23 protein-coding genes are annotated in these 24,263 nt (G+C 68.5%); 13 read left to right on the top strand and 10 right to left on the bottom strand.

From position 1 onward, the window contains the following. From ACT6S0_RS09000 to ACT6S0_RS08975, 6 genes are all read left to right on the top strand, one after another. On the top strand, positions 1–940 hold a 940-nt coding region (locus ACT6S0_RS09000; protein WP_444763562.1), incomplete at its 5' end, for a hypothetical protein. 33 nt (positions 941–973) lie between these two features. Then, positions 974–1,894: an aldo/keto reductase gene (locus ACT6S0_RS08995; protein WP_444763561.1), complete on the top strand. Its 921-nt coding sequence runs from the start codon at positions 974–976 to the stop codon at positions 1,892–1,894. Beyond that, on the top strand, positions 1,891–2,484 hold the full coding sequence (locus ACT6S0_RS08990) for a DUF6064 family protein (RefSeq protein WP_444763560.1): 594 nt from the start codon (positions 1,891–1,893) through the stop codon (positions 2,482–2,484). The genes ACT6S0_RS08995 and ACT6S0_RS08990 overlap by 4 nt, the downstream gene beginning before the upstream one ends. A 179-nt stretch (positions 2,485–2,663) precedes the next feature. Next, complete coding sequence (locus tag ACT6S0_RS08985; RefSeq protein WP_444763559.1) at positions 2,664–3,554, top strand: tyrosine-type recombinase/integrase; 891 nt, start codon at positions 2,664–2,666, stop codon at positions 3,552–3,554. 25 nt (positions 3,555–3,579) lie between these two features. Continuing rightward, positions 3,580–4,785 (top strand): IS91 family transposase, encoded by a 1,206-nt coding sequence (locus tag ACT6S0_RS08980; protein ID WP_444763558.1) that lies wholly within the window; start codon positions 3,580–3,582, stop codon positions 4,783–4,785. A 365-nt stretch (positions 4,786–5,150) separates the two neighbouring features. Next, complete coding sequence (locus ACT6S0_RS08975) at positions 5,151–5,546, top strand: DUF7674 family protein (protein ID WP_444763557.1); 396 nt, start codon at positions 5,151–5,153, stop codon at positions 5,544–5,546. 405 nt (positions 5,547–5,951) lie between these two features. Here ACT6S0_RS08975 and ACT6S0_RS08970 read toward each other — a convergent pair whose 3' ends face one another. Next, a complete protein-coding gene (locus ACT6S0_RS08970; RefSeq protein ID WP_444763556.1) occupies positions 5,952–7,112 on the bottom strand; it encodes an IS110 family transposase in 1,161 nt (386 codons plus the stop codon). A 152-nt stretch (positions 7,113–7,264) separates the two neighbouring features. Between ACT6S0_RS08970 and ACT6S0_RS08965 the strand changes: the two genes are divergently transcribed. Then, positions 7,265–7,774, top strand: a complete 510-nt coding sequence (locus ACT6S0_RS08965) for a hypothetical protein (protein ID WP_444763555.1) — start codon at positions 7,265–7,267, stop codon at positions 7,772–7,774. A 234-nt stretch (positions 7,775–8,008) separates the two neighbouring features. Here ACT6S0_RS08965 and ACT6S0_RS08960 read toward each other — a convergent pair whose 3' ends face one another. Further along, positions 8,009–8,227, bottom strand: coding sequence for a hypothetical protein (locus ACT6S0_RS08960; RefSeq protein WP_444763554.1), 219 nt, complete (start codon positions 8,225–8,227; stop codon positions 8,009–8,011). A gap of 292 nt (positions 8,228–8,519) precedes the next feature. Beyond that, complete coding sequence (locus tag ACT6S0_RS08955; RefSeq protein WP_444763553.1) at positions 8,520–9,536, bottom strand: IS110 family transposase; 1,017 nt, start codon at positions 9,534–9,536, stop codon at positions 8,520–8,522. Between the two features lie 145 nt (positions 9,537–9,681). Here ACT6S0_RS08955 and ACT6S0_RS08950 point away from each other — a divergent pair, with 145 nt between their 5' ends. Together ACT6S0_RS08950 and udk are read left to right on the top strand one after the other, a co-directional pair. Further along, positions 9,682–10,140, top strand: a complete 459-nt coding sequence (locus ACT6S0_RS08950; RefSeq protein ID WP_444763552.1) for a DUF695 domain-containing protein — start codon at positions 9,682–9,684, stop codon at positions 10,138–10,140. 308 nt (positions 10,141–10,448) lie between these two features. After that, complete coding sequence (udk, locus tag ACT6S0_RS08945) at positions 10,449–11,090, top strand: uridine kinase (RefSeq protein WP_444763551.1); 642 nt, start codon at positions 10,449–10,451, stop codon at positions 11,088–11,090. Between the two features lie 122 nt (positions 11,091–11,212). Here udk and ACT6S0_RS08940 read toward each other — a convergent pair whose 3' ends face one another. From ACT6S0_RS08940 to ACT6S0_RS08925, 4 genes are all read right to left on the bottom strand, one after another. Next, the gene (locus ACT6S0_RS08940; protein ID WP_444763550.1) at positions 11,213–11,908 is read right to left on the bottom strand and encodes a CAAX prenyl protease-related protein; all 696 of its coding nucleotides are present in this window, start codon (positions 11,906–11,908) and stop codon (positions 11,213–11,215) included. A gap of 13 nt (positions 11,909–11,921) precedes the next feature. Then, complete coding sequence (gene treF / locus ACT6S0_RS08935) at positions 11,922–13,466, bottom strand: alpha,alpha-trehalase TreF (protein WP_444763549.1); 1,545 nt, start codon at positions 13,464–13,466, stop codon at positions 11,922–11,924. Continuing rightward, positions 13,459–14,715 (bottom strand): MFS transporter, encoded by a 1,257-nt coding sequence (locus ACT6S0_RS08930; protein WP_444763548.1) that lies wholly within the window; start codon positions 14,713–14,715, stop codon positions 13,459–13,461. Before ACT6S0_RS08930 ends, treF begins: the two co-directional genes overlap by 8 nt. Before the next feature lie 87 nt (positions 14,716–14,802). Then, positions 14,803–17,340, bottom strand: a complete 2,538-nt coding sequence (locus ACT6S0_RS08925; protein ID WP_444763547.1) for a TonB-dependent receptor — start codon at positions 17,338–17,340, stop codon at positions 14,803–14,805. A gap of 313 nt (positions 17,341–17,653) precedes the next feature. Here ACT6S0_RS08925 and ACT6S0_RS08920 point away from each other — a divergent pair, with 313 nt between their 5' ends. Both ACT6S0_RS08920 and ACT6S0_RS08915 read left to right on the top strand, forming a co-directional pair. Next, positions 17,654–18,415 carry a UPF0149 family protein gene (locus ACT6S0_RS08920; protein WP_444763546.1) on the top strand — a complete coding sequence of 254 codons (762 nt, stop codon included), beginning with the start codon at positions 17,654–17,656 and terminating at the stop codon, positions 18,413–18,415. An 18-nt stretch (positions 18,416–18,433) separates the two neighbouring features. Then, positions 18,434–19,198 carry a metallophosphoesterase gene (locus ACT6S0_RS08915; RefSeq protein ID WP_444763545.1) on the top strand — a complete coding sequence of 255 codons (765 nt, stop codon included), beginning with the start codon at positions 18,434–18,436 and terminating at the stop codon, positions 19,196–19,198. A 7-nt stretch (positions 19,199–19,205) separates the two neighbouring features. Here the strand turns inward: ACT6S0_RS08915 and ACT6S0_RS08910 are convergent, their stop codons facing one another. Together ACT6S0_RS08910 and glpD are read right to left on the bottom strand one after the other, a co-directional pair. Then, positions 19,206–20,180 (bottom strand): DMT family transporter, encoded by a 975-nt coding sequence (locus ACT6S0_RS08910; protein WP_444763544.1) that lies wholly within the window; start codon positions 20,178–20,180, stop codon positions 19,206–19,208. A 33-nt stretch (positions 20,181–20,213) separates the two neighbouring features. Beyond that, entirely contained in the window at positions 20,214–21,680 is a 1,467-nt protein-coding gene (gene glpD / locus ACT6S0_RS08905) for a glycerol-3-phosphate dehydrogenase (RefSeq protein WP_444763543.1), read from the bottom strand. A 22-nt stretch (positions 21,681–21,702) separates the two neighbouring features. Between glpD and glpK the strand changes: the two genes are divergently transcribed. Beyond that, positions 21,703–23,181 carry a glycerol kinase GlpK gene (gene glpK, locus ACT6S0_RS08900; protein WP_444763542.1) on the top strand — a complete coding sequence of 493 codons (1,479 nt, stop codon included), beginning with the start codon at positions 21,703–21,705 and terminating at the stop codon, positions 23,179–23,181. Here glpK and ACT6S0_RS08895 read toward each other — a convergent pair. Beyond that, positions 23,170–23,733 carry a TMEM165/GDT1 family protein gene (locus tag ACT6S0_RS08895; protein ID WP_444763541.1) on the bottom strand — a complete coding sequence of 188 codons (564 nt, stop codon included), beginning with the start codon at positions 23,731–23,733 and terminating at the stop codon, positions 23,170–23,172. The two genes, glpK and ACT6S0_RS08895, sit on opposite strands and share 12 nt — an antisense overlap. Before the next feature lie 86 nt (positions 23,734–23,819). Between ACT6S0_RS08895 and ACT6S0_RS08890 the strand changes: the two genes are divergently transcribed. Then, positions 23,820–24,215 (top strand): VOC family protein, encoded by a 396-nt coding sequence (locus ACT6S0_RS08890; RefSeq protein ID WP_444763540.1) that lies wholly within the window; start codon positions 23,820–23,822, stop codon positions 24,213–24,215. Positions 24,216–24,263: the final 48 nt, after the last annotated feature.

Below are 24,263 nucleotides of genomic sequence, written 5' to 3'. Positions count from 1 at the left end.
GCTGCGCGCCTTCCTCGCCACCACCAGCGGCTACACGCCCGGCGCCGCCTGGACGAGCCTGAAGAACAGCATCGAATCGGCCGTGCCCACGGTGGACTTCGACCCCATGATCGACACCGCGACCTTTGACGACGACGCCCTCGCCGCCGCACTCGACCAGGTGATCCTGAAGACCCGCGACGGCGCCGCCCAGGCCGCGCGCTCGCTGGCCTCGGCAATCGGCCGCGCGGAGGACTTCGTCTATGTCGAGACGCCGGCTCTCGACCCGCTGACCGCCGGCAGCGGCGATGGGCTCATCGACATCGTCTCGGCCCTGACGGCGCGCCTGGTCGAGCGCCCGGCACTGGCCGTCGTGCTGTGCGTGCCGCAGAAGTTCCTGCCCCACCCGCCACGCAAGCTGGAAGCCGTGCGCACCGCCGGCGTGCGTGCGGCGCTGAAGACCTTGCTCGACGCGGCACCCGCCAACGTCGTGCTGTTCACGCCCACGGGCGGCCCGTCACGGCCGTTGCACATGGCGGCGACGACCGTGGTGGTCGACGACGTGTGGCTGCTGACCGGCAGCACCCACCTGTGGCGCCGCGGCCTGAGCTTCGACAGCTCGCTGGCCGTCGCGCTGTTCGATGAGGCGACCACGCGTGGCCGGCCCGCCGCGCTGCGCCAGGCGCGCCGCCAGCTGATCGCCGACCGGCTCGGCGTGGACGTCTCGCTGATCGGCGACGACATGGCGCAGCTGCGCGCGACCATCAGCCGTCTCAACCTAGCCGGCGGGCTGCAGCGCGTGCAGCCCGATGCCTATCCGGCGGCGGCCGACGCCACCTCAGCGACCGACCTGCAGATCTGGAACCCCGACGGCCGGCCCGGCGGCACCAGTGACTGGCTGTTGCTGCTGGGCGGGCTGACGGGCACCGCGGCCGATGAGGTCAACAACGCCATCCGCTGAGGGCGGTCTTTCTCGCGGCTTAGGATGGCCGCCATGCCCCATCCTTCGCTGCAAAGCCGTCGGCAGGCGCTGTGCGCACTGGCCGCCATCGCCACCCTGCCACCGCTCGCGCGGGCGGCAGCGCCGCTGCTGACCCGGCCTGTGCCCGGCGGCGGCGAGGCGCTGCCGCTGGTGGGCCTGGGCAGCTGGATCACCTTCAATGTCGGGGCCGACCCGCAGGCGCTGGCCGCCTGTACCGAGGTGATGCGCGCCTTCTTCGCCGGCGGCGGCCGAATGATCGACTCGTCGCCGATGTACGGCTCGGCGCAGGCCACCATCGGCCATGGCCTGAAACAGTTGCGCGATGCGCCGGTGTTCTCGGCAGACAAGGTCTGGGTGTCGCCCGGCGCACGCGGGCCGGCGCAGGTCGAAGCCTCGCGCCGGCTGTGGGGCCTGCCGCGCTTTGACCTGCTGCAGGTGCACAACCTGCTGGCCTGGGAGGAGCACCTGCCCATGCTGCTGCAGATGAAGGCGGCTGGGGCGCTGCGCCATGTCGGCATCACTACGTCGGAGGGGCGGCGCCACGCGGACATCGAACGCATCATGCGCACGCAGCCCATCGACTTCGTGCAGCTCTCCTACAACCTGCTCGACCGCGAGGTGGAGCAGCGCCTGCTGCCGCTGGCGCAGGAGCGCCGCATCGGCGTCATCGTCAACCGGCCCTTCCGCCAGGGCGCGCTGCTGGATGCGCTGCAGCGCCACCGGCTGCCCGGCTGGGCGGCCGAGCTGGGCTGCGACGGCTGGGCCCAGGCGGCGCTGAAGTTCGTTGTCTCGCACCCGGCCGTCAGCTGCGCCATTCCGGCCACGACCCGCGTGGACCATGTGCTGCAGAACCTCGGCGCCGCGCGCGGCCCGCTGCCCGATGCGGCACTGCGCCAGCGCATGGCGGCCGATGTGAAGGCGCTCCTGCGATGAGCGAGTGGTGGACCTACCGCCCGTCTGACTTTTTGCTGTTCTCCGCGCGCACTTACTGGCGGCTGTTTGAGCTGCACAACGCGCAGTGGTGGCCGCTGCATGTGCTTGCGCTGGGGCTGGCGCTGGCGGCGCTGTGGTGGCGCTGGCGCAGTGGCTCGGCTCGGCCGCTGCTGCTGGTGACCGCGGCGGCCTGGGGCTTCGTGGCCTGGGCGTTTCACCTGCAGCGCTATGCCGGCATCAATTGGGCGGCCGGCTGGCTGGCTGCCGCCTTCGCGGCGCAGGCCCTGCTGTTGCTGGCACTGGCCGCCGCGCGGCCCCAGACCCACCGGCGCAACACCTCGCCACGCGCCGGCATTGCGTTGATGGCCGCGGCGCTGCTGATCTACCCTTTCGCCGGCCTGGCTTTTGGGCGCCCGCTCGCGCAGGCGGAGGTGTTCGGCCTCGCCCCCGACCCGACGGCGCTGGCGACGCTCGGCGCCCTGCTGCTCACACCCGCCGCGCCACGCCTGCCGTGGAGGCTGGCCTGGGTGGTGCCGATGCTTTGGCTGGCCCTCAGCGGCATGACGCTGTGGGTGATGCAGGCGCGCTGAGGTGAGACCCCTCGCCGAAGGAATACCATGGCCGGGTTATGCGGCAGGGCATGCTTGATGAACCAATAGTTGAACTAAACCGCTGACGCGGTGGTTTACTGGCTGGGAAGCCAGCAGAGTCGGAGCGGCGTACCTTGACCGATGCGGGCATGTGCCCGAGAGGATCAAGGAGAGCCGTCATGGCTGCCACCACCCCACCCAAGATCAGCCTCCTGCGCCAGCGCATGCTCGACGCGCTGCAACTGCGCGGCATGGCGCCGCGCACCCAAGAGACCTATGTCGACGCCGTCTCCCGCCTGGCGCGGCACTATGGGCGCAGCCCCGCGCTGCTCCGCGCCGAGGAGGTGCAGGCCTACTTGCTGTACCTCCTGCGCGAGCGCCACCTCGCCCGCGCCAGCCTCAACCTGTACGGCTGCGCGTTCCGCTTCTTCTACCGCACCGTGCTGGCGGTGGACGGCGAGGTCTTCCAGATCCCGCTGGGCCCGGCCCCGCAAGCCCTGCCCGAAGTGCTCGCCCGGGCCGAACTCACGCGGCTGTTCGAGTGCGCCTGTCACGCCAAGGCGCGCAGCTTCCTGCAACTAGCGTACGGCACGGGCCTGCGCGTCTCGGAGCTGTGCCACCTGCGCGTGGAACACATCGACAGCCATGCCGACCGCATGTGCATCCACGTCGTGCAGGGCAAGGGCGCCAAGGACCGCTTCGTGCCGCTGAGCCCCGACACCCTGGCCGTGGCGCGTGCCTGGTGGCAGGTGGCGCGGCCGCGCGGCTGGTTGTTCACCTCGCAACGCGACCCTGTGCTCGCGCTGGACATCTGCGTCGCCCAGCGCTGGTATCGCCGGGCCTGTGTGCACGCTGGCATCACCAAGCGCGGCGGCATCCACACCCTGCGCCACTGCTATGCCACCCACCTGTTGGAGGCCGGGGTGGACCTGCACAGCCTGCAGCAGTGGCTCGGCCACAGCCATATCAGCACCACGATGCGTTACCTGCACCTGGCGCGACCCGACGCGGCCGACCTCCATCGCCGCCAGCCCCTGCTGCTGCTGAGTTCGCTGCCCACGCTGCACTGATCGCAGCGCCCCTGACGAGCCGATCATGGCCACGACGCTGGCCGAGGTGCTGCACCACTTCGGGCCCGAGTACCTGAGTCACCACCTGCTGAGCAGCGCGCAAGCCCGCGCCTGGCGCGCCATCGTGGCCTGCCGCACGCCGGCCCTGGGCGGCGTGCGGCTGCGCTGCGAGGGCTGCCAACGTGAACACTGGCGCTGGCACAGCTGCCGCAACCGCCACTGCCCGCAGTGCCAGAGCCGCCAGCGCGACGCCTGGCGCGCCGCGCGCCTGGGCGAGCTGCTCACCGTGCCCTACTGCCACCTCGTCTTCACGCTGCCGCATGAACTCAACCCCCTGGCCGCAACGCATGCGCGCTGGGTCTACGACGCGCTCATGCACGAAGCCGCCGCGACGCTCACCGAGTTCGCCGCCAACCCGCGCTGGCTCGGTGGCGTGCCCGCCTTCACGCTGGTGCTGCACACCTGGACGCAGGACCTGCGATGCCATATTCATGTGCATGCGCTGATGGCCTGCGGGGCGCTCAAGCTCAGCACGACCCCTGACAGCAGTGCACCCAGCTGGGTGCGGCCCACCCGCAGCGAGCGCTTCCTGTTCCCGGTGCACGCACTCAGCCGCGTCTTCCGAGGCAAGTTCATGCAGGCGCTGCACAGGGCCGAAGCCGGTGGCGACCTGCCGCGCGACCCGGCCGACGCGAGCGCGCGCCGAGCCAGAACCCAGGCGCTGCGCCGGCACGACTGGGTGGTCTATGCCAAGACCCCGCTGGCCGGGCCGGCGGCGGTGCTGGACTACCTCAGCCGCTACACCCACCGCACGGCCATCGGCCACGAGCGGCTGGTCGGCATAGCGGGCGACGCGGTGCGGCTGCGCGTGCGCACCGATGAACACGGCGGCAAACGCACGATCTCGATGCCGGGCGAGCAGTTCATTGCCCGGTTGCTGCAGCACGTCCTGCCCGGCGGCTTCAAGCGCATCCGCCACTACGGGCTGCTGGCGCCGTGTGCCAAGACCGAGCGGCTGGCGCAAGCGCGGCAACTGCTGGCCATGCCGACGGCCAACCGGCAGGCGCAAGAGGACGCCCGGGCCTTCATGAAGCGGGTAGCCGGCATCGAGATCAACACCTGTGCCCACTGCAAAGGGACATGGCGTGTGGTGGAGCAGCGCGGGGCGGATGTGCTGAGGCTGCGAGGATTGCTGGCGCGACCGGACATCGCTTGCCGGGGGCCGCCATGACGGCACAGCGCAGCCACATCGGCGCGGGGCGGCGCGGGACAGGCCATGTCGCCGCGCTAGGCTGCGCGTGCCCAAACCGGCGCAGGCTGCGCGCCCTCGGCGGCGTCATGGCCGACTGCACGCGGCCTGCCCAAACGAGGTCACCGACCCGTAGCGGCACGCCCGGCGAGCCGACACCCCCAACAGGGTGAATCCGCACTGGTGCGGCAAGGGATTTGAAACTTACATTCCCCTTGTCGCCGCCGCTGCCGCCACCATCGGGCCGGCGGTTCAGTCCAACAGGTTTATCCGCCGCTGCTATGCCAAGACTTCTTCCAAGCTCGCCTGGGCGGCGGATAAACGCTATTCGTTAGCTTTCTCTCCCGATGATCGAGAAAACCGAAGCCATGCATTGCCTCGTTGAGGCGTGTCCGTCATTCGAGGATCAGTGGAAGGAGCACGTCGAAGCCTACGGGAACGACGTTTTGTACGCTGCTGCCGGTGCGTTCGCAGCGCACTTGCTTGAGCGCTTTCAAGCCGGAGAAGTCGAGACATTTAGTGCCGTTGGAACGGCCATCGAGAAACTGCACACCGAGGGAACGCCCTGGGTTCGAGAGTTCGCCACCATCGGCGTACTCGAAGGTATTCAGAATGTTTGGAGTCATTCGGCCACGAGCCCAGAAGCATTCTTCCCGTTCCTCGGCCCAGAGTCGCAGAGTTGGTGGAGAGGGCTCAATAAGTTCTGGTCAGCGGAGGCGCCTCATGTGGCGGCCGAAGGCTAACCCTTTGCTGCAGCGGACGGCTTCGCCGCCCGCTGAGCGCGAACGTTGATATGGCTTCTTCTTGTCAAGCGGCAAGACCCGGCCCTCTGCGGTGCAGATATTGAACTGAACCCGTTGCCGGACGGGGAACGCGACGGAGCCTGAGTTGCCACCCGATGTGGATGCGCGACGGTTGATCATGCTGATATGCGAGGGTTGGCTACCTCAAGACAAGTGTTCGTCGCAGGGCTGCCTTCGGTCTAGGGTCTGAGGTCGATCCGGCCGCTCGCGCGACGTTCACGCTCAATAACGTTGTCGAGGGTTCCCTTGATGGCCGCGACTGCGCCGCGTTCCCCGTCCGGCCTCTGGTGCAAATGCTGTTGCGTCACCTCCTCGATGCGGTGCTTTGACCAAGACGACCTGCGTTCATGCGGCCTGGGCCGCCGCCGGTGGCTGTGGCTTGAGCCCCGTCCAGCCCGAGAGCTGCACCTCGCGCCCAATCGCCCACACGAACCCGGCCAGCTCGCGCGCCACCGCCACCACGGCCTTGGTCTTCATGAGCCGGCGCGCGCTCAGGCGCTTGAACTTGTGGCACAGCCGCGTCTGCGCCTTCCACGCGATCTGGGTCACTTGCTCCGGCAGTCCGTCCTGGCGCGCCGCGATGATCGGGCTGACCCGAGGCTCCATCCGGTAGTGCCAGGCCACCTCGACCAGCATGCGTCGCGCCGCGCTGTTGCCCGCCTTGGTGATGGCGCCTTGCCGGCGCTTGGGGCCCGAGCTGTGCTCGGCGGGTACCAGCCCCAGGTAGGCCATCAACTGGCGCGGCGACTCGAAGCGCAGGAAGTCCTGCAGCTCCGCCACCAGCGTCATCGCCGCGATCAACTGCACGCCGCGCAGGGCTTGCAGCGCCTGCACCACGGGCATCAGGCCCCAGGCCGGCAGCGTGTCACGCAGCGCCTGCTCCAGCCGCGCGATGCGCTCGCCGGCTTGCGTGATCGCGTGCAGGTACTCCTGGAAGGCGATCTGCTGGGCCGTGTGGCCGAGCTTGACCGTGGCCAGCCAGCGCAGATGTGCCGCTGTCCACGAGGACTTGCCGGCATAGGGGACGCCGTTGCGCAGCAGCAGCGCCTTGAGCCGGTGGCGGCCATTGCGCTGCTCACGCACGGCATCCTCGCGGGCGCGCACCAGGTCGCGCACGGACTCGTCGACTGCGTCGGGCACGCGTACCACCGAGAGGTCCCCCGAGCGGGCGAGCCGGGCCAGCAGCATGGCGTCGCGCCGGTCGGTCTTGATGCGCTCGCCGGGAGGGCGGGCGATGCTGGACGGCGCCACCACGTCGCAGTGCAAGCCCTGGGCGCAGAGGTGGCGCTGGATGACGAAGCCGCAAGGCCCGGCTTCGTAGACGATGTGCAGCGGCTGGCCGCGACTGACGAGCTTGCGCAGAGCCTTGTCCAGCGAGGCGAGGTCGCCCTGGATGCTGCCGACATGGCGGATCTCGGCGTCACGCGGCGCATCCGCCACGGCGATGTCGATGCTGTCCTTATGAACGTCCAACCCGACGAACAGGGTGCTAGATTCCTTGCCCATGGCCCGACTCCTTGCTCACTTGCAACGCCCCGGCAGACCGCCTGCCGGGTGCCTTGGTGTAGCTCTGCAGGCCTTGCGCCTGCAACCTACGGCATCGCAGGGGGCGGGCCGCCCGACATCGCGAAGCCATCTTGTCTAGGCCGGAGAAAAACATGCGTCGCATCTTGCTAACCGTCCTTTCGCTTCTGCCAGCAGTTGCACTGGCAGGCTTTCCATTTGAGGCCACGCTGGAAGAGATGGCCACTGGCGCAGACCACGTCTTGATCGGCCGCGTGACGGGAGTAGACATGGTCGATGGCTCAGGCAGGCAGATCCGCGACCCCGAGGCGCGAACGGGCCCCGGGCTCAACAATCAGATCAGGCTGCGCATTGCGGTCGACGAGGTCGTTGTCACAAATGCCCCAAAGGTCCCAGCGGTCCTCCACGTGCCATTGGCATCTCACCTCCACTACAGCCTGGGCCAAATCCAAGCCGCCCACGCTCAAGACTCCGAGCAGCGGCTGATCCTTCTGAAAGGGCCGGATTTCCAAAGTATCAAGCCCGGGGTCTTTATGCGGCCGCTCAAGGACAAGGAAGAGGTGCTTCGCCTCCATGGCTCAGGGGCACCGCAGCTCCGGCCTAACAATTCGTCCAAGCCGACGCTGCTTCGCGGCGCGGCTTAACTCAGGTGTTGGGCAGCGCATTCGAAACATTCGTCCATCGCACAGAGTTAAATCATGTCCCGCCCATTCCTTGGTCGATCTGCCATCGTTGACATCATCAAGAGCCGCGAGCGCACAAACGCAATCCAGAAGCGAGAAGGCTTGGGGGAGCATCCGGTTCAGTTCACCGTGTGCGGCTGCCCTGATCCGAACTGCGGTGGCTGGCACACAATCAAAACAGACCGAAAGGTTCCGTCAGAAGGTGGGTGCGCGCAGATCATCAAGGCGGACAACGCGCAACGAAAGCGTGTGAGACGCAAGGACGCCAGCGGTGAATAGCGAATCAAAAAAGGCAAGGCTCGGGTCGGTGTTGCCCAACCCTTCGCTCCAGCGGACGGCTTGAACTACAAGGGCTTCCCCAATAGTCAAGCCAAACGAATCCCTAATGGCCCGCTTTGCGGACCATTTCTTCATCTGCTTTTCCTTCACGACGTACAGCCGTCGAGACTGCGCGCGCCGACATGAACAACGAGGTGCGGACTGGCCAAACTACAAACGGTCATTCGTGTGGCGCTCAAGGCCACGGACCCTGATGAAGGACGCCCGCGGGGGACCCATTCGTTAGCCGGTCAGGCTTTCGCCGCCCTTGAGCTCAGCGGTCACGCCCCGCGCAGGTCCAAACCTGTTGTCATCAACGCTTGCCGTCACGCGGCGGTAGAACTGGTTGCTTCGTTCGCTGGATTTGGATGGTGGTCTGTCGAGCTGGTCATGCCGGCAACGCAAACGCTTCGCCGCGCCTCAACACCGCCCAGGCCATTCGTGCGTTTTTGGCCGCGATGGCCACCACCGTGCGCCAGTAGCCTCGCCGTTCGGCCAGCGCAACGGCCCAGCGGCTGATGGGATCGGTCTTCTTCTTAACAGCCGCCAGCAGCGCCTTCGCACCCAGCACGAGCAGGCTGCGCAGATAGGCATCGCCCGCCTTGGTGATGCGCCCGAGCCGTGTCTTGCCGCCCGAGCTGTACTGCCCCGGCGCCAGGCCCAGCCAGGCGGCGAACTGGCGCCCGCAGTCGAACTCGTGCCCGTTGCCGATCATGGCCAGCAAACACGTGGCCGTCGTAGGCCCGACGCCTGCGAGTTGCATCAGTTGCCGGGCGCGCTCGTCATCGCGTGCCATGACCTGGATGTGGACGTCGTACTGCGCCACGCGCTCGGCCAGCCGCGTGACCTCGCTGAGCAGGTCGCCAATGACGGTGTTGGCGTATCCGGGCAGGTCTTCGAGGCACTCGCAGGCGCGCCGGCGAACGGTGGCGGCCTTGAGCGGCAGCACGATGCCGAACTCGCTGAGCAGGCCGCGGATGCGATTGATCGTGGTGGTGCGCTGCTCTACAAATCCCTGGCGAGCCCGGTGCACCATCAGGCGCGACTGCTGCTCAACGTCCTTGAGCGGCACGAAGCGCATGTGCGGGCGCTGGATGGCCTCGCAGATCGCGGCGGCGTCGGCCGCATCGTTCTTGCCGCGCTTGCCGGTCATGCGGTAGGGCGTGACGAACTTCGGGGCGATGAGCCGCACGGTGTGGCCGCTGGCCTGGAACAGGCGTGCCCAATGGTGCGCGCCGGAGCAGGCTTGCATGCCGATCACACAGGGCGGCAGCGCGGCGATGAGTTCGTGGAGCTTGTGGCGCGGCACAGCTGGGCGCACCAGCTCGGCACGACCGGCATCATTGACGCCGTGGACTGCGAAAACGTTCTTGGCGAGGTCAATACCTACGGTCAGAATCGTCATGGACTTCCCCTTCCGAAAGAGTTGATGAGAAACCGCACTTCCCATCCTGGCACTTTGTTGCCGGTCGCCGCAATGCGGCCGGTGCGGGACGGGGAAGTCCCTTTCATTCGTTAGGCGCTCCCTATCTCCTCGGATGAACGTGCCCATGACAGACCAACGAAGAGATCGCAAAGGTAAGGTCTTCCGCACATTAAAGGACGGCCTTCCGATCCTTTGGACGCTCGTTCCCGAGATGCCGCAAGAGGTCGTTCGATCTGCGCTGAACTGGCTAGTCGTCATTTCATGGAAATACGACGGCTCGGCAGACAACGGCATGCCTAAAGATGACGTGAATGCGGAGATGCTGAAATTCGAGCGCGCGTTGGTCACTCTTGAGGGGCCGAACTCTTGCTTCGAGGCATACCGTCGAATCGGAAACCATCTACGCGAGTTCGTCCTCTACATCGCTGACCGAGATGATTTCATGGCTGCCTTCAATGGCCGCCTTGCTGAGCATCCTCACTATCCGATTGACATCAAGTTTTATCAAGATGAGTCTTGGTCAGAACTTCAAGAACTCATTGATGACCTCTGCCCGTCGTCCGGAATCAAGGTGACTCACTAGGCCCGGAGCACCTCTTGTATTCCCACCAAGCGCCTAACCACTTGCTGCAGCGGACGGCTTCGCCGCCCGCTGAGCGGAAACGTTTGAACGGCCGCTTCAGGGCAAGTTGATCGCCGACACCAAGGAATGCAACGGGTCGGTAGCCGCCAATCGACCCGTGCCCAGCGGAGGCAGGGGTGGCGGATCGGGTTGAGCCTGCGCTGTCGAAGCCAAGTTAGCGTTCGCGCCCAATGGAACCTCCCCCGAGCCCGCGCAAAATCTGCTTGTCCGCCTGCCCGTTGCAGGGCCCTAGCCTGCGCCACCGCCCCATGCCCAAATCCACGAGTAAACCTTTTGTCATCGGTGTCGCAGGGGGCAGCGGCAGCGGCAAGTCCACGGTGACGCGCGAGGTGCTGGCCGCCATCGGGCCGGAGAAGGTGGCGGTGGTGATGCAGGACGACTACTACCGCGACCAGTCGGACATGCCCCCGGAGGACCGGCGCAAGCAGAACTACGACCATCCCGACGCCTTTGACTGGCCCCTGATGGCGCAGCACCTGGCGACGCTGCGCCGGGGCGAGGCGATCGAGATGCCGGTGTACGACTTCGCCGCCGACAACCGCTCCAGCGAAACCATCACCGTCAAGCCGGCACCGGTGATCGTGGTCGAGGGCCTGTTCGCCCTGTACGACGCCAAGCTGCGCAACATGATGTCGCTGAAGATCTATGTGGACACGGCCTCGGACGTGCGCTTCATCCGTCGGCTGCAGCGCGATATTTCGGAGCGGGGCCGCAGCACCGAGTCGGTCGTGCAGCAGTACCTGGACACCGTGCGCCCCATGCACAAGCAGTTCATCGAGCCGACCAAGCGCAATGCCGACGTGATCCTGCCGCACGGTGCCAACGGTGCGGCGGTGGACATCATCACCACCAAGGTGAAGAGCTTGTTGCACGACATCGAGCGCGGCTGAGCCCCGGGGCGCCCGCCGCTTCGGCGTCGTGAAGGCACCGCCCGGGAATCCGTCTTGACGGGCGGTCAGGCGGTCTCAGGCTTGATGGGCGGTGGACGAGCTGGCGCCTTGGCGGCCCCGCCTCACCAGAACTCCCACCGCCCCGTCGCGATGACCCAGATGCCGAGCAGCCCGTTGGTCACCGCATGCGAGATGACGGCCGCCCACAGCTTGCCGGTCTTGCGGTAGAGCAGCGCATAGGCCAGGCCGGCAACGATGGCGGCCAGCCACAGCGTGTGGGCCAGCATGAACACGAAGGTTGACAGGACGACGGCCTTGATCCCGACGGTCTGCGGGTCGACGCGCTCGAAGCCGGGGTGCTGCACCCACCGCATCAGGAAGCTGCGCCAGAACAGTTCCTCCATGACCGGCACGACCAGCGCCGCGCCGGCCAGGCGCAGCAGGATCAGCGGCCAGATCAGCTGGCCTTGGGCATCCAGCGGCACGAAGCTGGCGGTCGGGGTGCCGAGTTGCATCCACGGCGCATCCAGCTGCACCCAGACCGCGAACACGACGATGCCGACGACGACCGCCCAGCCGGTCTCGCGTGCGTCGGGCAGGTTCTGGCGCACCAGCTCGCCGTAGCTGCGCCAGTACCAGGCCAGCAGGCCAGCGACGATGAGCGTCTGGGCGCCGTAGATCCAGCGTGGGTCCAGCCCGGCATCGGCGGGCAGATAGCCGCGCAAGGCCAGCAACGCCATGAAAACAATGAAGGGAATGCAGCGGGCAAGGGCGGCAGGGCTGAGCGTGGGCGTCTCGGACGGCGTCTGGGCAGGCATGGCGGCCGCCAGCTTAGCCCGAGCCCGTGACCGTCTGGTGCGCCGCCGCCCCCAAGCCTTGCAGCAGGCCGTCTTCGAAGGCGACAAAGACGCCGTTGGTCCAGCCGAAACCGTCCTGGGTTTCGTACTCGCCGCCGCCGCCGGGGCGGTCTTCGGCCACGTCGTACTTCTCCAGCAGCCGGCCGGTGGCCAGGTAGACGCGGTGGACGCTGGCGCACCAACGTGAGGCGATGTCGCGGGCCAGCGCGGCATGGCCGTAGCGCGCCAGGCCCTGGGCGCCCATCCATTGCAGCGGCGCCCAGCCGTTGGGGGCGTCCCATTGCTGACCGGTGGCGAGGGCGGTCGTCAGCAGGCCGTTGGCGCCCAGCAGCACGCGCCGCACGTGCACGGCCATTGCGTCGGCCTGTGCCTGCGTGGCAATGCCCAGGTAGAGGGGCACGAGGGCGGCGGCCGTCAGCGGGCGCGGGTCGGCAGTGTGGCGCCAGTTCAGGTCGGCGAGGTGGCCAGTGTCGGCGCGCCAGAAGCGCGCTTGCAACAGCTGCCGGCGCGCGGCGCTGCGGGCCTCGAAGGCCCGGGCTGTGGCCAGGTCGCCGCTGCGCGCGGCCCCCAGCGCGATGGCCGTTTCCAGGCCGGCCAGCAGCGCGTTCAGGTCCACCGGCGCCAGGGCCGTGGTTTCGATGGTGGCGATATCGGCGGGGTCGGCGCACCAGCGGCCGGAGAAATCCCAGCCGCTTTCGGCTGCGGCGCGCAGGTCGCGCCAGACCTGCCCATGCGGCCTGCCGCTGGCCTCGGCCGTCTCGACGTCTTCGCGCCAGCTTTCTTCGCGTGGGGTGTCGCGGTCGTCCCAGTAGCGATTCAGCAGCGCGCCGTCCGCAGTACGCAGCACACGGCGATGGGCCCGGCCGGGCGCGAGCTCGGCCTCGCCGTCCATCCAGAAGGCATGCTCGGCCTTGAGTGCCGGCAGGTGTTGCGCAAAACCGCCCGCCGGGTCGTCGGCGTGCAGCAGCTCGACCATCTTGAAGAAGAAGGGCGGCTGCGAGCGGCTCAGCATGTAGCTGCGACTGCTGTTGGGAATGAAGCCGTAGGTGGCGATCAGGTGGGCGAAGTTGGCAAGCATGGCCTCGGCCAGGTCGCGCCGGCCATCGGCCACCAGGCCGAGCATCGTGAAGTAGCTGTCCCAGTAGTACAGCTCGCGAAAGCGCCCGCCCGGCACGACGTAGGGACGCGGCAGCGCCAGCAGGCTGTCGCCGGGGCCGGCGTCGCGGTGTTCGCGCACCAGCAGCGGCCATAGTGCGCGGATGTGATCGCGCACGGGCTCGCGGTTTTCCAAGCGCGGGCCGGCCGGCGCAGCGTGGCCGGGCAGCGCGAAGTGGGCGTGCACAAAATCGCGCAGCGAGAAGCCGGGCCGCGAGCGTTCGTCGTCGAAGTGGGTGCGGATGGCGGCGGGTGCGGAGCGCGGTAGCGCATCCACAAAGCTCTTGCCGTCGCCGCAGACGCCGCCCATCTGCACGGCGATGAAGAGCTCGCCGTAGAGCTCGTGGGGGGTCGGTTCAGACATGGTTCAGGTGGCGGCGCAGGCGCGTCAATGCGAGCGCGAGGGCGGCGGTGGGCATGAGGAGCAGAGCGAAGGCCGTTGCGCCGTCGAAGGCGACGAAGAGGCGGCCGGTGATGAAGCTGCCCAGGCTGCCGCCGAGGGCCGAGAAGACGACGATGAGGCCGGTCATGGCGGCGTGCTGGCGCTGCGGCAGGGCGGAGAGCATGGCCGAGTTGATAGCCGGGTAGATGGGCGCAAGCAGCAGGCCGGTCAGCGGCAGCAGATAGGCCGCTGGCGGCGCGTTGAGCCAGCCGGCGTCGCCCACGATCGGCGCGATATTGCGCGACAGCGGCAGCGTGACGAGGATGAGCACCGCGATGCCCACCAGGCAGGCCATGACGACGGCGTACCAGCCCAGCCGCCCGATGATGGCCGCGCTGGTCAGGCGGCCCAGTGCGGTCGTCGCCGGCATGATGACCGCCAGGCCCACGCTCATGGCGGTGGGCAGGCGCAGCACCTCGTTGTTGAAGCTGGGCAGCCAGGTCGAGATGCCCTGCTCGATCAGCACATAGAGGAAGGCCGACAGCAGGAAGACCACCACCAGGCCCATCCTGAGCAGGGGTGCCATGGCGACCAGGTCTTGCCTGACCGTGGTGCCGGGCGACTGGATGGGGCCTTCGTCGAGCGGGCTGACCAGCAGCAGCACGAAGGCCGCCGCGGCGATGCCCGCCAGCCAGGGATAGACGTCCAGCCAGCCGTTGCCGGGCGCATTTGCCGCGTGGCTGAACAGCAGGAAGCCACCCAGCACGCCGACCATGAAGAGGCCTTCGAGCAGGTTGGTGAAGCGAGCGTGGCCGGCCTTGTCATGCGTGACCAGGCCGATCATGGAGTAGGCCGACACCTTGACCAGCGCGAAGCCGGCGCCGAGGGTGCAGAACAGCAGCTTGATGGCCCAGAAGGCGGACAGCACCGGCATGGCGGCGCAGGCCGCGCCGACGGCGGCGACGGCCAGCAGCATGGATCTTTTGAGTCCCAATCTTGGAAGCAGGGAGGCGACCAGGAAGGACGTGATGGCAATCGGCAGGTCCTTCCACGCGTCCAGCAGGGCGGCGTCGGCGCGGGCGACGCCGAGGGTCTGCACGACCAGCAGGTTCACCGCGCCGACGCTGTTCAGCAGGGCGCCGAAGAGCATGTAGGTGAGGATGATGGCGAGCTGGATGCGCAGCGTGCCGGTGGTCGCGGCCGTGGGCGGGGACTGGAGCTTTGTGGTCATGGGGTGCCTTACGCGGCCGATTCTTGGGAGGCGCGTCCCGGCCACTGGGGTGTACCGGAACGCATCAAGCCACTCACGAACATCCACTCAGAACTGGAAGCCGACCGACAGTTCATAAGACCGCCCAAACAACGGCCGCGCCAGGAACACCCCATCCTGCCCAACCCCCTGACCGGGCACCCGGAAGTTGCCTTCCGTCAGCCCGATCTTGTTGGTCAGGTTGGTGCCTGTCAGCCGCACCTCCAGCCCGTTGTCCATCGAGAACACCGCGCCTGCATCGACCGTCCGGTAAGCCGGCAGCGTCAGCGTGTTGGTCTGGTCCGCAAAGCGGTCGCCCACATGGCTGAGGGTCGCGAAGGCGCGCAGCTGGCCGAGGCCGGTCTGCGTCTGCCAGCTCGGCGTCAGGCGCGCCTGGAACTTCGGCGCGCGCTCGACGCGCTTGCCGGTGAATTGCTGGAAGTCCTTGTACTTGGCGTTCTGGAAGTTACCCGTCGCCGCGATCTCGAAGCCATAGCCGGGCCGGAGCGCCAGCTCGAACTCGACACCCTTGGCTTCGCTGTTGGGCCGCAGCACTACGTTGCCCGCATTCGTGAACTGCTGCGTCTGCGAGTTGGTCAGTTTGTTGGCATAGGCCGTCAGGAAGGCGCTGTAGAGCTTGGTCGCGGTCTTCAGTCCGATCTCGAGCTGCGTGATGTCCTCGACAGGGTCCTTGGCCTCGTTGGCGCCGCGGCCGCGCAGCACGTCGAAGTCGGGCATGCGGTGGCCCTTGTTCGCACGCACGAAGGCGCTGAACTCGCGGCTGAAGGCGTAGTTGGCGCCCGCGGTGAAGGAGGTCCGGCTGAGCTTGCTGTCGATCAGCGTGTGGGTGCCGTTGAGGTAGGACAGGTTGTTGTTGTGCAGAGTCAGCGGGTCGGCATCGAGGTCGCCGTTGCCGACGTTGGCAATGGTGCCGGTGATGCGCTGCGTCTCGCGGCGCGCGCCGAGGTCGATGCGCAGCTGCGGGTTGATCTGCCATTCGTCGGCGATGAAGAAGGCGCGTGTGTTGCCGCTGTAGTTGGCGTCGAGGTTGAACGAGAACGGCGGCGGCACAAAGCCGTTGCGCGACACGCGCACGCCGTTGTCCAGCTGCACGTCGACAAGGCGCGCATGCGACTGCACCGTCATCAGCTGCGCCTGGCCCAGCGCCCAGACGTCGTGCGAGCTGTAGCCGGCGAGGTACAGACCGACGGTGAGGTTGTTGCCCGGCCCGATCTCGCGCGACAGCCGTGTCTCGTTGCTGGTCGAGCGCAGCGCCTTGTCCACCGCCCACATGCCGTTGACGATGACGGGCGTGCCGGCCGCCACGGCACCGCCGCCATTCGTGAACGTGGCCGTGCCGGTGGTAGCCACGCGGCCGGCGGCTGCGACGACGGCGGCATCGCCATTGGCCGCAGTGACCTGTGACGCGATATAGCTGCCCAGCGTCTGCGGGTTGGCGCCGGAGAACAGCGCATAGGTCGGCGTGTCGCCGCTGGTGTGGCTGAGCTTGTTGGTCAGCGTCCAGTCGCCCAGCTTGGTGTCGAGGTTGGCGCCGAAGGTCTGCACATCGGCGCCGCGGCCGTCGGCCAGGTCCTTGGTGAGGGTGCTGCGCTGGATCTCGGGCCGACCGTTGGGCAGGGTGCGGCCCGTGGCGCGGCCGGTTTCCAGCACGACGGCGCGCAGCTCGTTGCCGTAGAAGTAGTCCTTCAGCGCATTGAAGCCGGGGTAGCTCGACACGCTCTTGCCATCCGCGCCGCCGACGACCGGGATGGCCGTGAAGAAGGCATTGCGGTCCCGCAGCGCGCGGGCATAGAGCTGCAGGCTGCCGGCGTCGAGCTTGCGGCTGAGCACCAGGCTGGCCTGGCCGCCCTCGTCGGCGGGGAACTGGGTGTCGCGCACGCCCTGGCTCTGGCGCCAGAAGCCGCCGACCATGAGGTTCCAGTCGGTCGACAGCTTGCCGGCATAGACACCGTCGACGCGCTTGAGGCTGCCGGTGCCGGTCGTGATGCGCAGGCCGGCCTCGGGGCTGCGGCCGTCCTTCTGGATGAAGTTGACCGTCACGCCCGGCTGGCCGCTGCCGAAGATGGGGCTGGGGCCGCCGCGCAGCACTTCCATGCGCTCGATGGTGTCGTCCAGCCGGAAGAGCTGCGAGTGCTCGAAGAAGCTCAGCGTAGGCAGGTGATACAGCGGCGCGCCGTTGAGCTGGAAGGTCGAATAGGGCCCGTCGCCGGGCGTGGGGAAGCCGCGCACGCGGATGTTGGCGCCGGCCTGGCCGCCGGAGGTTTCGACAAAGATGCCCGGCACCGTCTTGAGGATGTCGGCGGTGCTGGCGGGCGCGGCCTGCTTGATCTGCTCCTCGGTGGCGGTCGTGATCGAGAAGCCGGCTTCCAGCTTGCGCACGCCTTCGCGGCGCGCCGTGCCGGTGACGACGACGGCTTCGAGTTCCTTCACTTCGGCAGCTTCGGCCGCCGGCTTGGCCACGGCTTGGGCGGCCTGCTGGGCCAAGGCGGCGCCGCAGAGTGCGGACGCGGCCAGGGCGATCAGCTGCGGGCGCAAGCTGCGCGGGAACGGGGCGCCGCGGCGCGGCGTGGCATGGGGCTTGGGCATGGTGTCTCCGATGGTTGTTGTCGTGGGAGCGCTGAATGGGTCTGTTGCGTGTGGCGCATCCCCGCTGGGGCGGCGCGCCGCATGGTGATGACTCGTTCGGCACTTCCGATCCCGAAAGCCAGCGCGGCCGTCGCCACTTTCGATGGACTGAACTTTGATCGCAAATGTTATCGATGTCATTTGGGTTAACACCAATGTGGCAAAGGTGTGACATCGATGGCATCCAGCTGAGGTTTCGCAGGAGGCGCCCGAACGGCGCCCCGGGCCGTAAAAGCCGCTTGGCGAGCGCAGCAAACCCCGACAATCCCGGCCCATGAGCACTCAAGACCTCACTGACGCCGAGTTCGCCGAACTCGACGAACTCCTGGCCGCCACGCCCGAGCCGCTGCAGCCGCTGGACGCGTCCATGCTGGATGGCTATTTGTGCGGCGTCATCGTGCAACCCCGCCTGATCGAGGCGGACGAGTGGCTGCCCAACATCTTTGACTACGACGGCGGCTTGCTGCCGGAGACGGTGGACGCCGGCTGGCTGGACAAGCTGACCCAGCTCGTCGAGCGCCGCCACGCCGCGCTGAACCGCAGCCTGGCCGAGGACGGCTGGTTCGACCCCGTCATCCTTGAGATCGAGGAAGACCAGGAAGCCGACCCGCTGCCCGAGGACGCCAGCGACGAAGAGCGCTCGGCCCGCGCCAGCTACGACGAGCTCGGGCTGATCTCGCGTTCACTGATGCCCTGGGTGGCCGGCTTCCAGCATGCGGCCCTGTGCTTCCCGGAGTTGGCCGACATGCCCAACGACGATGTCGCCGCGGCGCTGGCTCGCCTGTACCGCCACCTGCCGGCCGAGACAGCCGAGGAGAAGGAAGTCGTCGCGACGTTGGACCGCGAACATCCACTCAAGGATCTGGACGACGCCATCGAGGAACTGGTCGCCACGGTGGCCGACTTGTCGGACCTCACCGAGGCCGAGCGCTACCGCGTCGAGACCATCAAGCGCGACGCGCCCAAGGTGGGCCGCAACGACCCCTGCCCCTGCGGGTCGGGGCGCAAGTACAAGGTCTGCCACGGCAGCAACTAACGACGGTTCCCGACGGACTTGAAACTACAGCTGCTCTCGGACCTCCACCTGGAAACCGAGTCCTACCAGCCGGTGCCCGCACCCGGCGCTGAAGCGCTGATCCTGGCCGGCGACATCGACACCACCTGGCGCAGCTTCGAGCTCTTCCGTGGCTGGCCGGTGCCGGTGCTGTTCGTGCCGGGCAACCATGAGTTCGACGGCCGCGACGTCGACGAGGCACGCGAGGCCCTGCGCGCCCACGTCACGCCGTTGGGCCTGCGGATGTTGGACGACGAATCAGCCGTCGTGTCCGACGCCCAGGGCCGCCGCGTGCGCTTCATTGGCTGCACGCGCTGGTGCGATTTCGACGCCTTCGGTCCGGCCGGCCGCGAGCGCGCGATGCGCGCCGGTGGCTACTTCCAGAAGGTCATGCAGGCCACGCGCCACGGCGAGGTCTTCGGCGTCGATGCGGTGCGCGCGCTGGCGCTGCAGAGCCGCGCCTGGCTGGCCGGCGAGCTGGCGCGCGAAGGTGACTGGGACGCCACCGTGGCCGTCACCCATTTCGCACCCAGCCTGAAGAGCGCCGACCCCCGCTACGGCCGGCAGCCCGGCACGGCCAGCTTCTGCAACGACGACGAGGCGCTGCTGCCCGGCGCCCAGCTCTGGGTCCACGGCCACCTGCACTGCCGGCAGGACTACCGCATCGGCGACACGCGCATCGTCAGCAACGCGCGCGGCCATGTGCGCAAGGGCGAGGCGGACGGCTTCGACGGCGAGCGGGTGTTCGAGGTGTTTGCCAGCTGACCGTGGCTCAGGCGCCGTGCGCCACCGTCTTGATGCGCAGCGCCGACACCACCCCGGCCACCAGCAGGGCGATGCCCGCCAGCGTCGCCACGGGCGGCATCTGCTGCCGCCACGCAAAGGCATAGCCCAGCGCCGCCAGTGTCTCGAAGACGATGAGCTGACCCGACAGCGAGGTCGGCAGGCGCTGGCTGGCCTCGTTCCAGCACAGCGTGCCCAGCCACGACGAGAACAGGCCGATGGCCAGCATCAGGCCGATGTAGTTCAGCGGCTGCGGGCCGAGCGGCCAGTCAAAGCCCGGCGGCATCAACAGCCCCGGCCACAACGCCTGCACGGCCGCCACGGCCGTCAGGCCGGCCAGCGCCATCGGCAACGTGACCAGACCCTGCGCCGTGGCCCATGCGCGAGGACTGCGGTCGGCATGCTCGCGCAGCCAGTCGGCATTGCGAATCGGATACCAGGTCCAGCAGGCCACTGCGATGACGGCCAGCAAGCCGCCTTCCACATAACGGCGCATCGCATCGGGGCCCGCGTCGGCCGCCCGCAGCGCCGCCAGCTCGCTGCGGTTGACCAGCAGCAGGCCGGCCGCGATCAGCAGCAACCCCGGCAGCAGCCGCGCCCACGGCAGCTTGCCGTCGCGCACGCGGTTGCGGTGGTTGGCGCTGATCGCGATGACCACGGGCAGCGTGCCGATCAGCATCGTCGGCAGCGGCGCGCCGGCGCGCTGGATGGCCGCCGCCAGAGTCAGGTAATACAGGAAGTTGCCGACGGCGCTCAAGCGCACCGCCTCCCACCAGTCTGCCGCGCGCAGGTCGCGCAGGCTGGCGCGGTCCATCAGCGCCAGCGGCAGGGCGAGCAGGCCAAAGGCGAGGTAGCGGCCCGTTGTCAGCAGGGCTGGCGGGTAGTCGGGCAGCATCAAGGGCGCGACGAACACCAGCCCCCACATCAACCCCGCCGTGAGGGCAAAAAGTACACCTGCAAGCATGGGGCGGCATCATGCCCCAGGCCCCGCGCTCGTTCAGGCGCGGCTGCGCAACCAGGCGCCGACGGCTTCGCGTTGCCCGGGCGTGTAGTGCAGGCCGAGCTTGCTGCGCCGCCACAGCACGTCCTCGGCGCAGGTGGCCCATTCCTGTTCGACGAGATGGCGCAGCTCGGCCTCGAACAGGCCCGGCGCAACCTCGCTGCCCTGCGGCGCCGCCAGCAGCGGCTTGGCCAGGCCGCCATAGGCGCGCGCCAGCCGCTCGACCAGCGCAGGCGGCCGGTCTGCATGGCGGGCCTGCAGCGCGGCGATGAAGCCGCCGATGTCGACTCCCAGCGGGCCCAGGTCGCCACCGGGCAGCCTGGCATCGCGCGTCCAGGGCCGACGTGCTTCGCCCAGCAACTGGCCGACCTGGCTTGCGCCGTCCTCGGCCAGCTTGCGGTAGGTCGTCAGCTTGCCGCCCCAGACGTTGAGCAAGGGCGCGCCGCCGCTCACACCGGCTTCCAGCAGGTAGTCCCGCGTCACCGCGGAGGCCGAGCCGCCTTCGTCCAGCAGCGGGCGCACGCCGGCATAGCTCCAGACCACATCGGCGGGCCGCACGGCTGAAGCCAGATAGCGGCTCGCCTGCTCGCACAGATAGGCGACCTCATCGGCACCAATCTCGGCGCGGTCCGGTGGCGCGGAGTCCTCGGGCAGGTCGACATCCGTCGTGCCGATCAGCGTGAACCGGCCCTCGTAGGGGATGGCGAAGATGATGCGACCGTCGGCGTTCTGGAAGATATAGGCGTGGTCGTGCGCGAAGCGCTGCCGCACAACGATGTGACTCCCCTTGACGAGGCGCAGACCGCGAGCGGGCAACTGCTGACCGCGCAGGAAGCTCTCGGCCCAGGGCCCGGCCGCGTTGGCGAGGGCGCGGCTGCGCACGCTTCGGCCATTCGCCAGCGTCACCTGCCAGCCCTCGGCGCCAGGTCTTGCCTCGGTCACCGCGCAGCGCGTCAGCACCTCGGCACCCCGGTCGCGCGCGTCCATCGCGTTCAGCACCACGCAGCGGGCGTCGTCCACCCAGGCGTCGGAATAGACGAAGCCCTGGGTGAACTGCGGCTGCAGCGGCGCGCCGTAGACCGAGCCGGCCAGCTTGATGCCGTGCGAGCCCGGCAGCAGTTCACGCCGGGCCAGGTGGTCGTACAGGAAGAGCCCGATGCGGATCATCCAGGCCGGGCGCAGATGCGGCGCATGCGGCAGCACGAAGCGCAGCGGCCGGATGATGTGAGGGGCGCTGCGCAGCAGCACCTCGCGCTCCTGCAGCGCCTTGGCCACCAGCCCGAAGTCGTAGGTCTCCAGATAGCGCAGGCCGCCGTGGATCAGCTTGGTGGAGCTTGACGAGGTGTGCTGCGCCAGGTCATCGCGCTCGGCCAGCAGCACCCGCCAGCCACGCCCGGCCAGGTCGCGCGCCAGGCCGGTGCCGTTGATGCCGCCCCCTACCACCACGACGTCAAAATGGTCCATGCACTCACTCTAAGGGACAAGCATGGACGCCCTGTTGGCGCTTGACCAAGGCACTTCCAGTTCGCGCGCGCTGGTGTTCGGCCGTGACGGCCGGCTGCTCGCATCGGCCCAGCGAGAGCTGACGCAGCACTTCCCGCAACCGGGCTGGGTGGAGCACGACGCCGAGGAGATCTGGGCCGGCCAGATCGCCTGCGCCCGCGAGGCGCTGGGCAAGGCGGCCGTGAAGGTCGCCGCCATCGGCATCACCAATCAGCGTGAGACCACGGTGCTGTGGGACCGCCGGACCGGCCAGCCGCTGCACCGGGCTCTGGTCTGGCAGGACCGGCGCACCGCGGCGCTGTGCGAGCAGATGCGCAGGCAAGACCTGGAGCCGATGATCCGCGCGCGCACCGGCCTGCTGCTGGACCCGTACTTCTCGGCTACCAAGCTGCGCTGGCTGCTCGACACCATCCCCGGCGCCCGCGAGCGCGCCGTGCGGGGCGAACTGGCCTTCGGCACCGTGGACAGCTGGCTGCTCTGGAAGCTGACGGACGACGGCCAAGGGGGCGCCGTGCACGCCACCGACGTCAGCAACGCCTCGCGCACGCTGCTGTTCGACATCCACCGCGGCGACTGGAGCGACGAGTTGCTGCACGCCTTCGACATCCCGCGCAGCCTGCTGCCCGAGGTGCGTCCGTCGGCGGGCGTGTTCGGCCAGGCCGTCGAGTTCGGCGTCGCCGTGGCCGGCATCGCGGGTGACCAGCAGGCTGCGCTGTTCGGCCAGGCGGCGCTTCAACCCGGCCAGGCCAAGAACACCTACGGTACCGGCTGCTTCCTGCTGATGCACACCGGTGCGCAGGCGCGCACCTCCACGCAAGGGCTGATCACCACCCGCGCCGCCCAGGTCGGCACGCAGGCGCAGTACGCGCTGGAAGGCAGCGTCTTCGTCGGCGGCGCCGTCGTGCAATGGCTGCGTGACGGCCTGCGTTCCATCGGCGGCAGCGGCGAGGTGCAGGCGCTCGCCGAGAGCGTGCCCGACGCCGGCGGCGTCGTGTTCGTGCCCGCCTTCGCGGGCCTCGGCGCGCCTTACTGGCGGCCCGACGCGCGCGGCGCCCTGCTCGGCCTGACGCGCGGCACCACGCAGGCGCACATCGCGCGGGCCGCACTGGAGAGCATCGCCTTCCAGAGCGCCGCGGTGCTGGCTGCGATGAATGCCGACGTGGGCGAGGGCGAGCACCTGACCGAGCTGCGCGTGGACGGCGGCGCCTCCGCCAACGACTTGCTGATGCAGTTCCAGGCCGACCTGCTCGGCATCCCGGTGCTGCGCCCCAGGGTCATCGAGACGACGGCGTTAGGGGCGGCGCTGTTGGCGGGGCTGGGCGCTGGCGTCTATGCGTCTACTGATGAGATCGGTGCCATCTGGCAGCTCGACCGCGCCTTCGAGCCGCGCATGTCGCGGGATGAGGCCGGTGCGAGGCTGGCCCAGTGGGACCATGCGATGCGCCAGGTGCTAGCCGGCTAGCACCAGCGTCGCCACCCCCAACACCGCAAAGATCGCTGCCGCCACGCGGTGCACCAGCTTGACCGGCAGCCGCTGCGCCAGCTTGCCGCCCACCAGCACCGCCGGCACGTTGGCCGCCATCATGCCGGCGGTCGTGCCGGCCACCACGCCGATGAAATCCGCCGGGAAGCGCGCCGCCAGCGCCACGGTCGCGATCTGCGTCTTGTCGCCCATCTCCGCGAGGAAGAAGGCGATCAGGGTCGTCACGAAGACGCCGTGGCCGGACTTGGGCGCGTCGTTCGCGTCGAGCTTGTCGGGGATCAGCATCCAGCCCGCCATCGCGATGAAGGACAGCCCCAGGCCCCAGCGCAGCGCCGTCGGGCTGATGAGGCTGGTGAGCCATGCCCCAAGAGCGCCCGCGACGGCGTGGTTCAACACGGTCGCGACGAAGATGCCCGCCACGATGGGCCAGGGCCGCTGGAAGCGGGCCGCGAGCATGAAGGCGAGGAGCTGGGTCTTGTCGCCGATCTCGGCGAGGGCCACCAGGCCGGTGGCGATCAGGAGGGCTTGCATTGCCGGCCATTGTCCCGGGCGCTGCTGACATGCGCTGACAGCCAGCCTGGCGCAGCATGCAGGCACTCAAACCCAAGGAGCTCCGCATGAACTTCGCCTACACCCTGATCTACGTCGCCGACGTGGCCGCGTCCCTCAACTTCTTCGACAAGGCCTTCGGCCTGAAGCCGCGCTTCCTGCACGAGAGCGGCGCCTACGGTGAGGTTGACACCGGCACCGGCGACGTGAAGCTGGCCTTTGTCGACCACGCCACCGCCCGCGAAAGCGTTCAGCATGACTACGTGGCCGCCGACGCCAGCCCGCAACCGCTGGGCATGGAGATCGGCTTTACCGTGACCGATGTGCAGGCCGCCTATGACCAGGCCGTTGCCGCCGGCGCCCGCGCACTGGCCGCGCCCCTCACCAAGCCCTGGGGCCAGACGGTGGCCTATGTGCGCTGCCCGGATGGCACGCTGGTGGAGCTGTGCACGGCGATGGGTTGAGGCTGCCCTTTTCCAGGGCAGCGCTGCCCTGTCGCTGCGCGGGCGGTG

The sequence above is a fragment of the Roseateles sp. genome, from assembly GCF_052436255.1.
Classification (GTDB): Bacteria; Pseudomonadota; Gammaproteobacteria; order Burkholderiales; family Burkholderiaceae_C; genus Pelomonas.
Note: the sequence above shows the minus strand (reverse complement) of the source record. Positions and strands in the feature narration are given on the sequence as shown.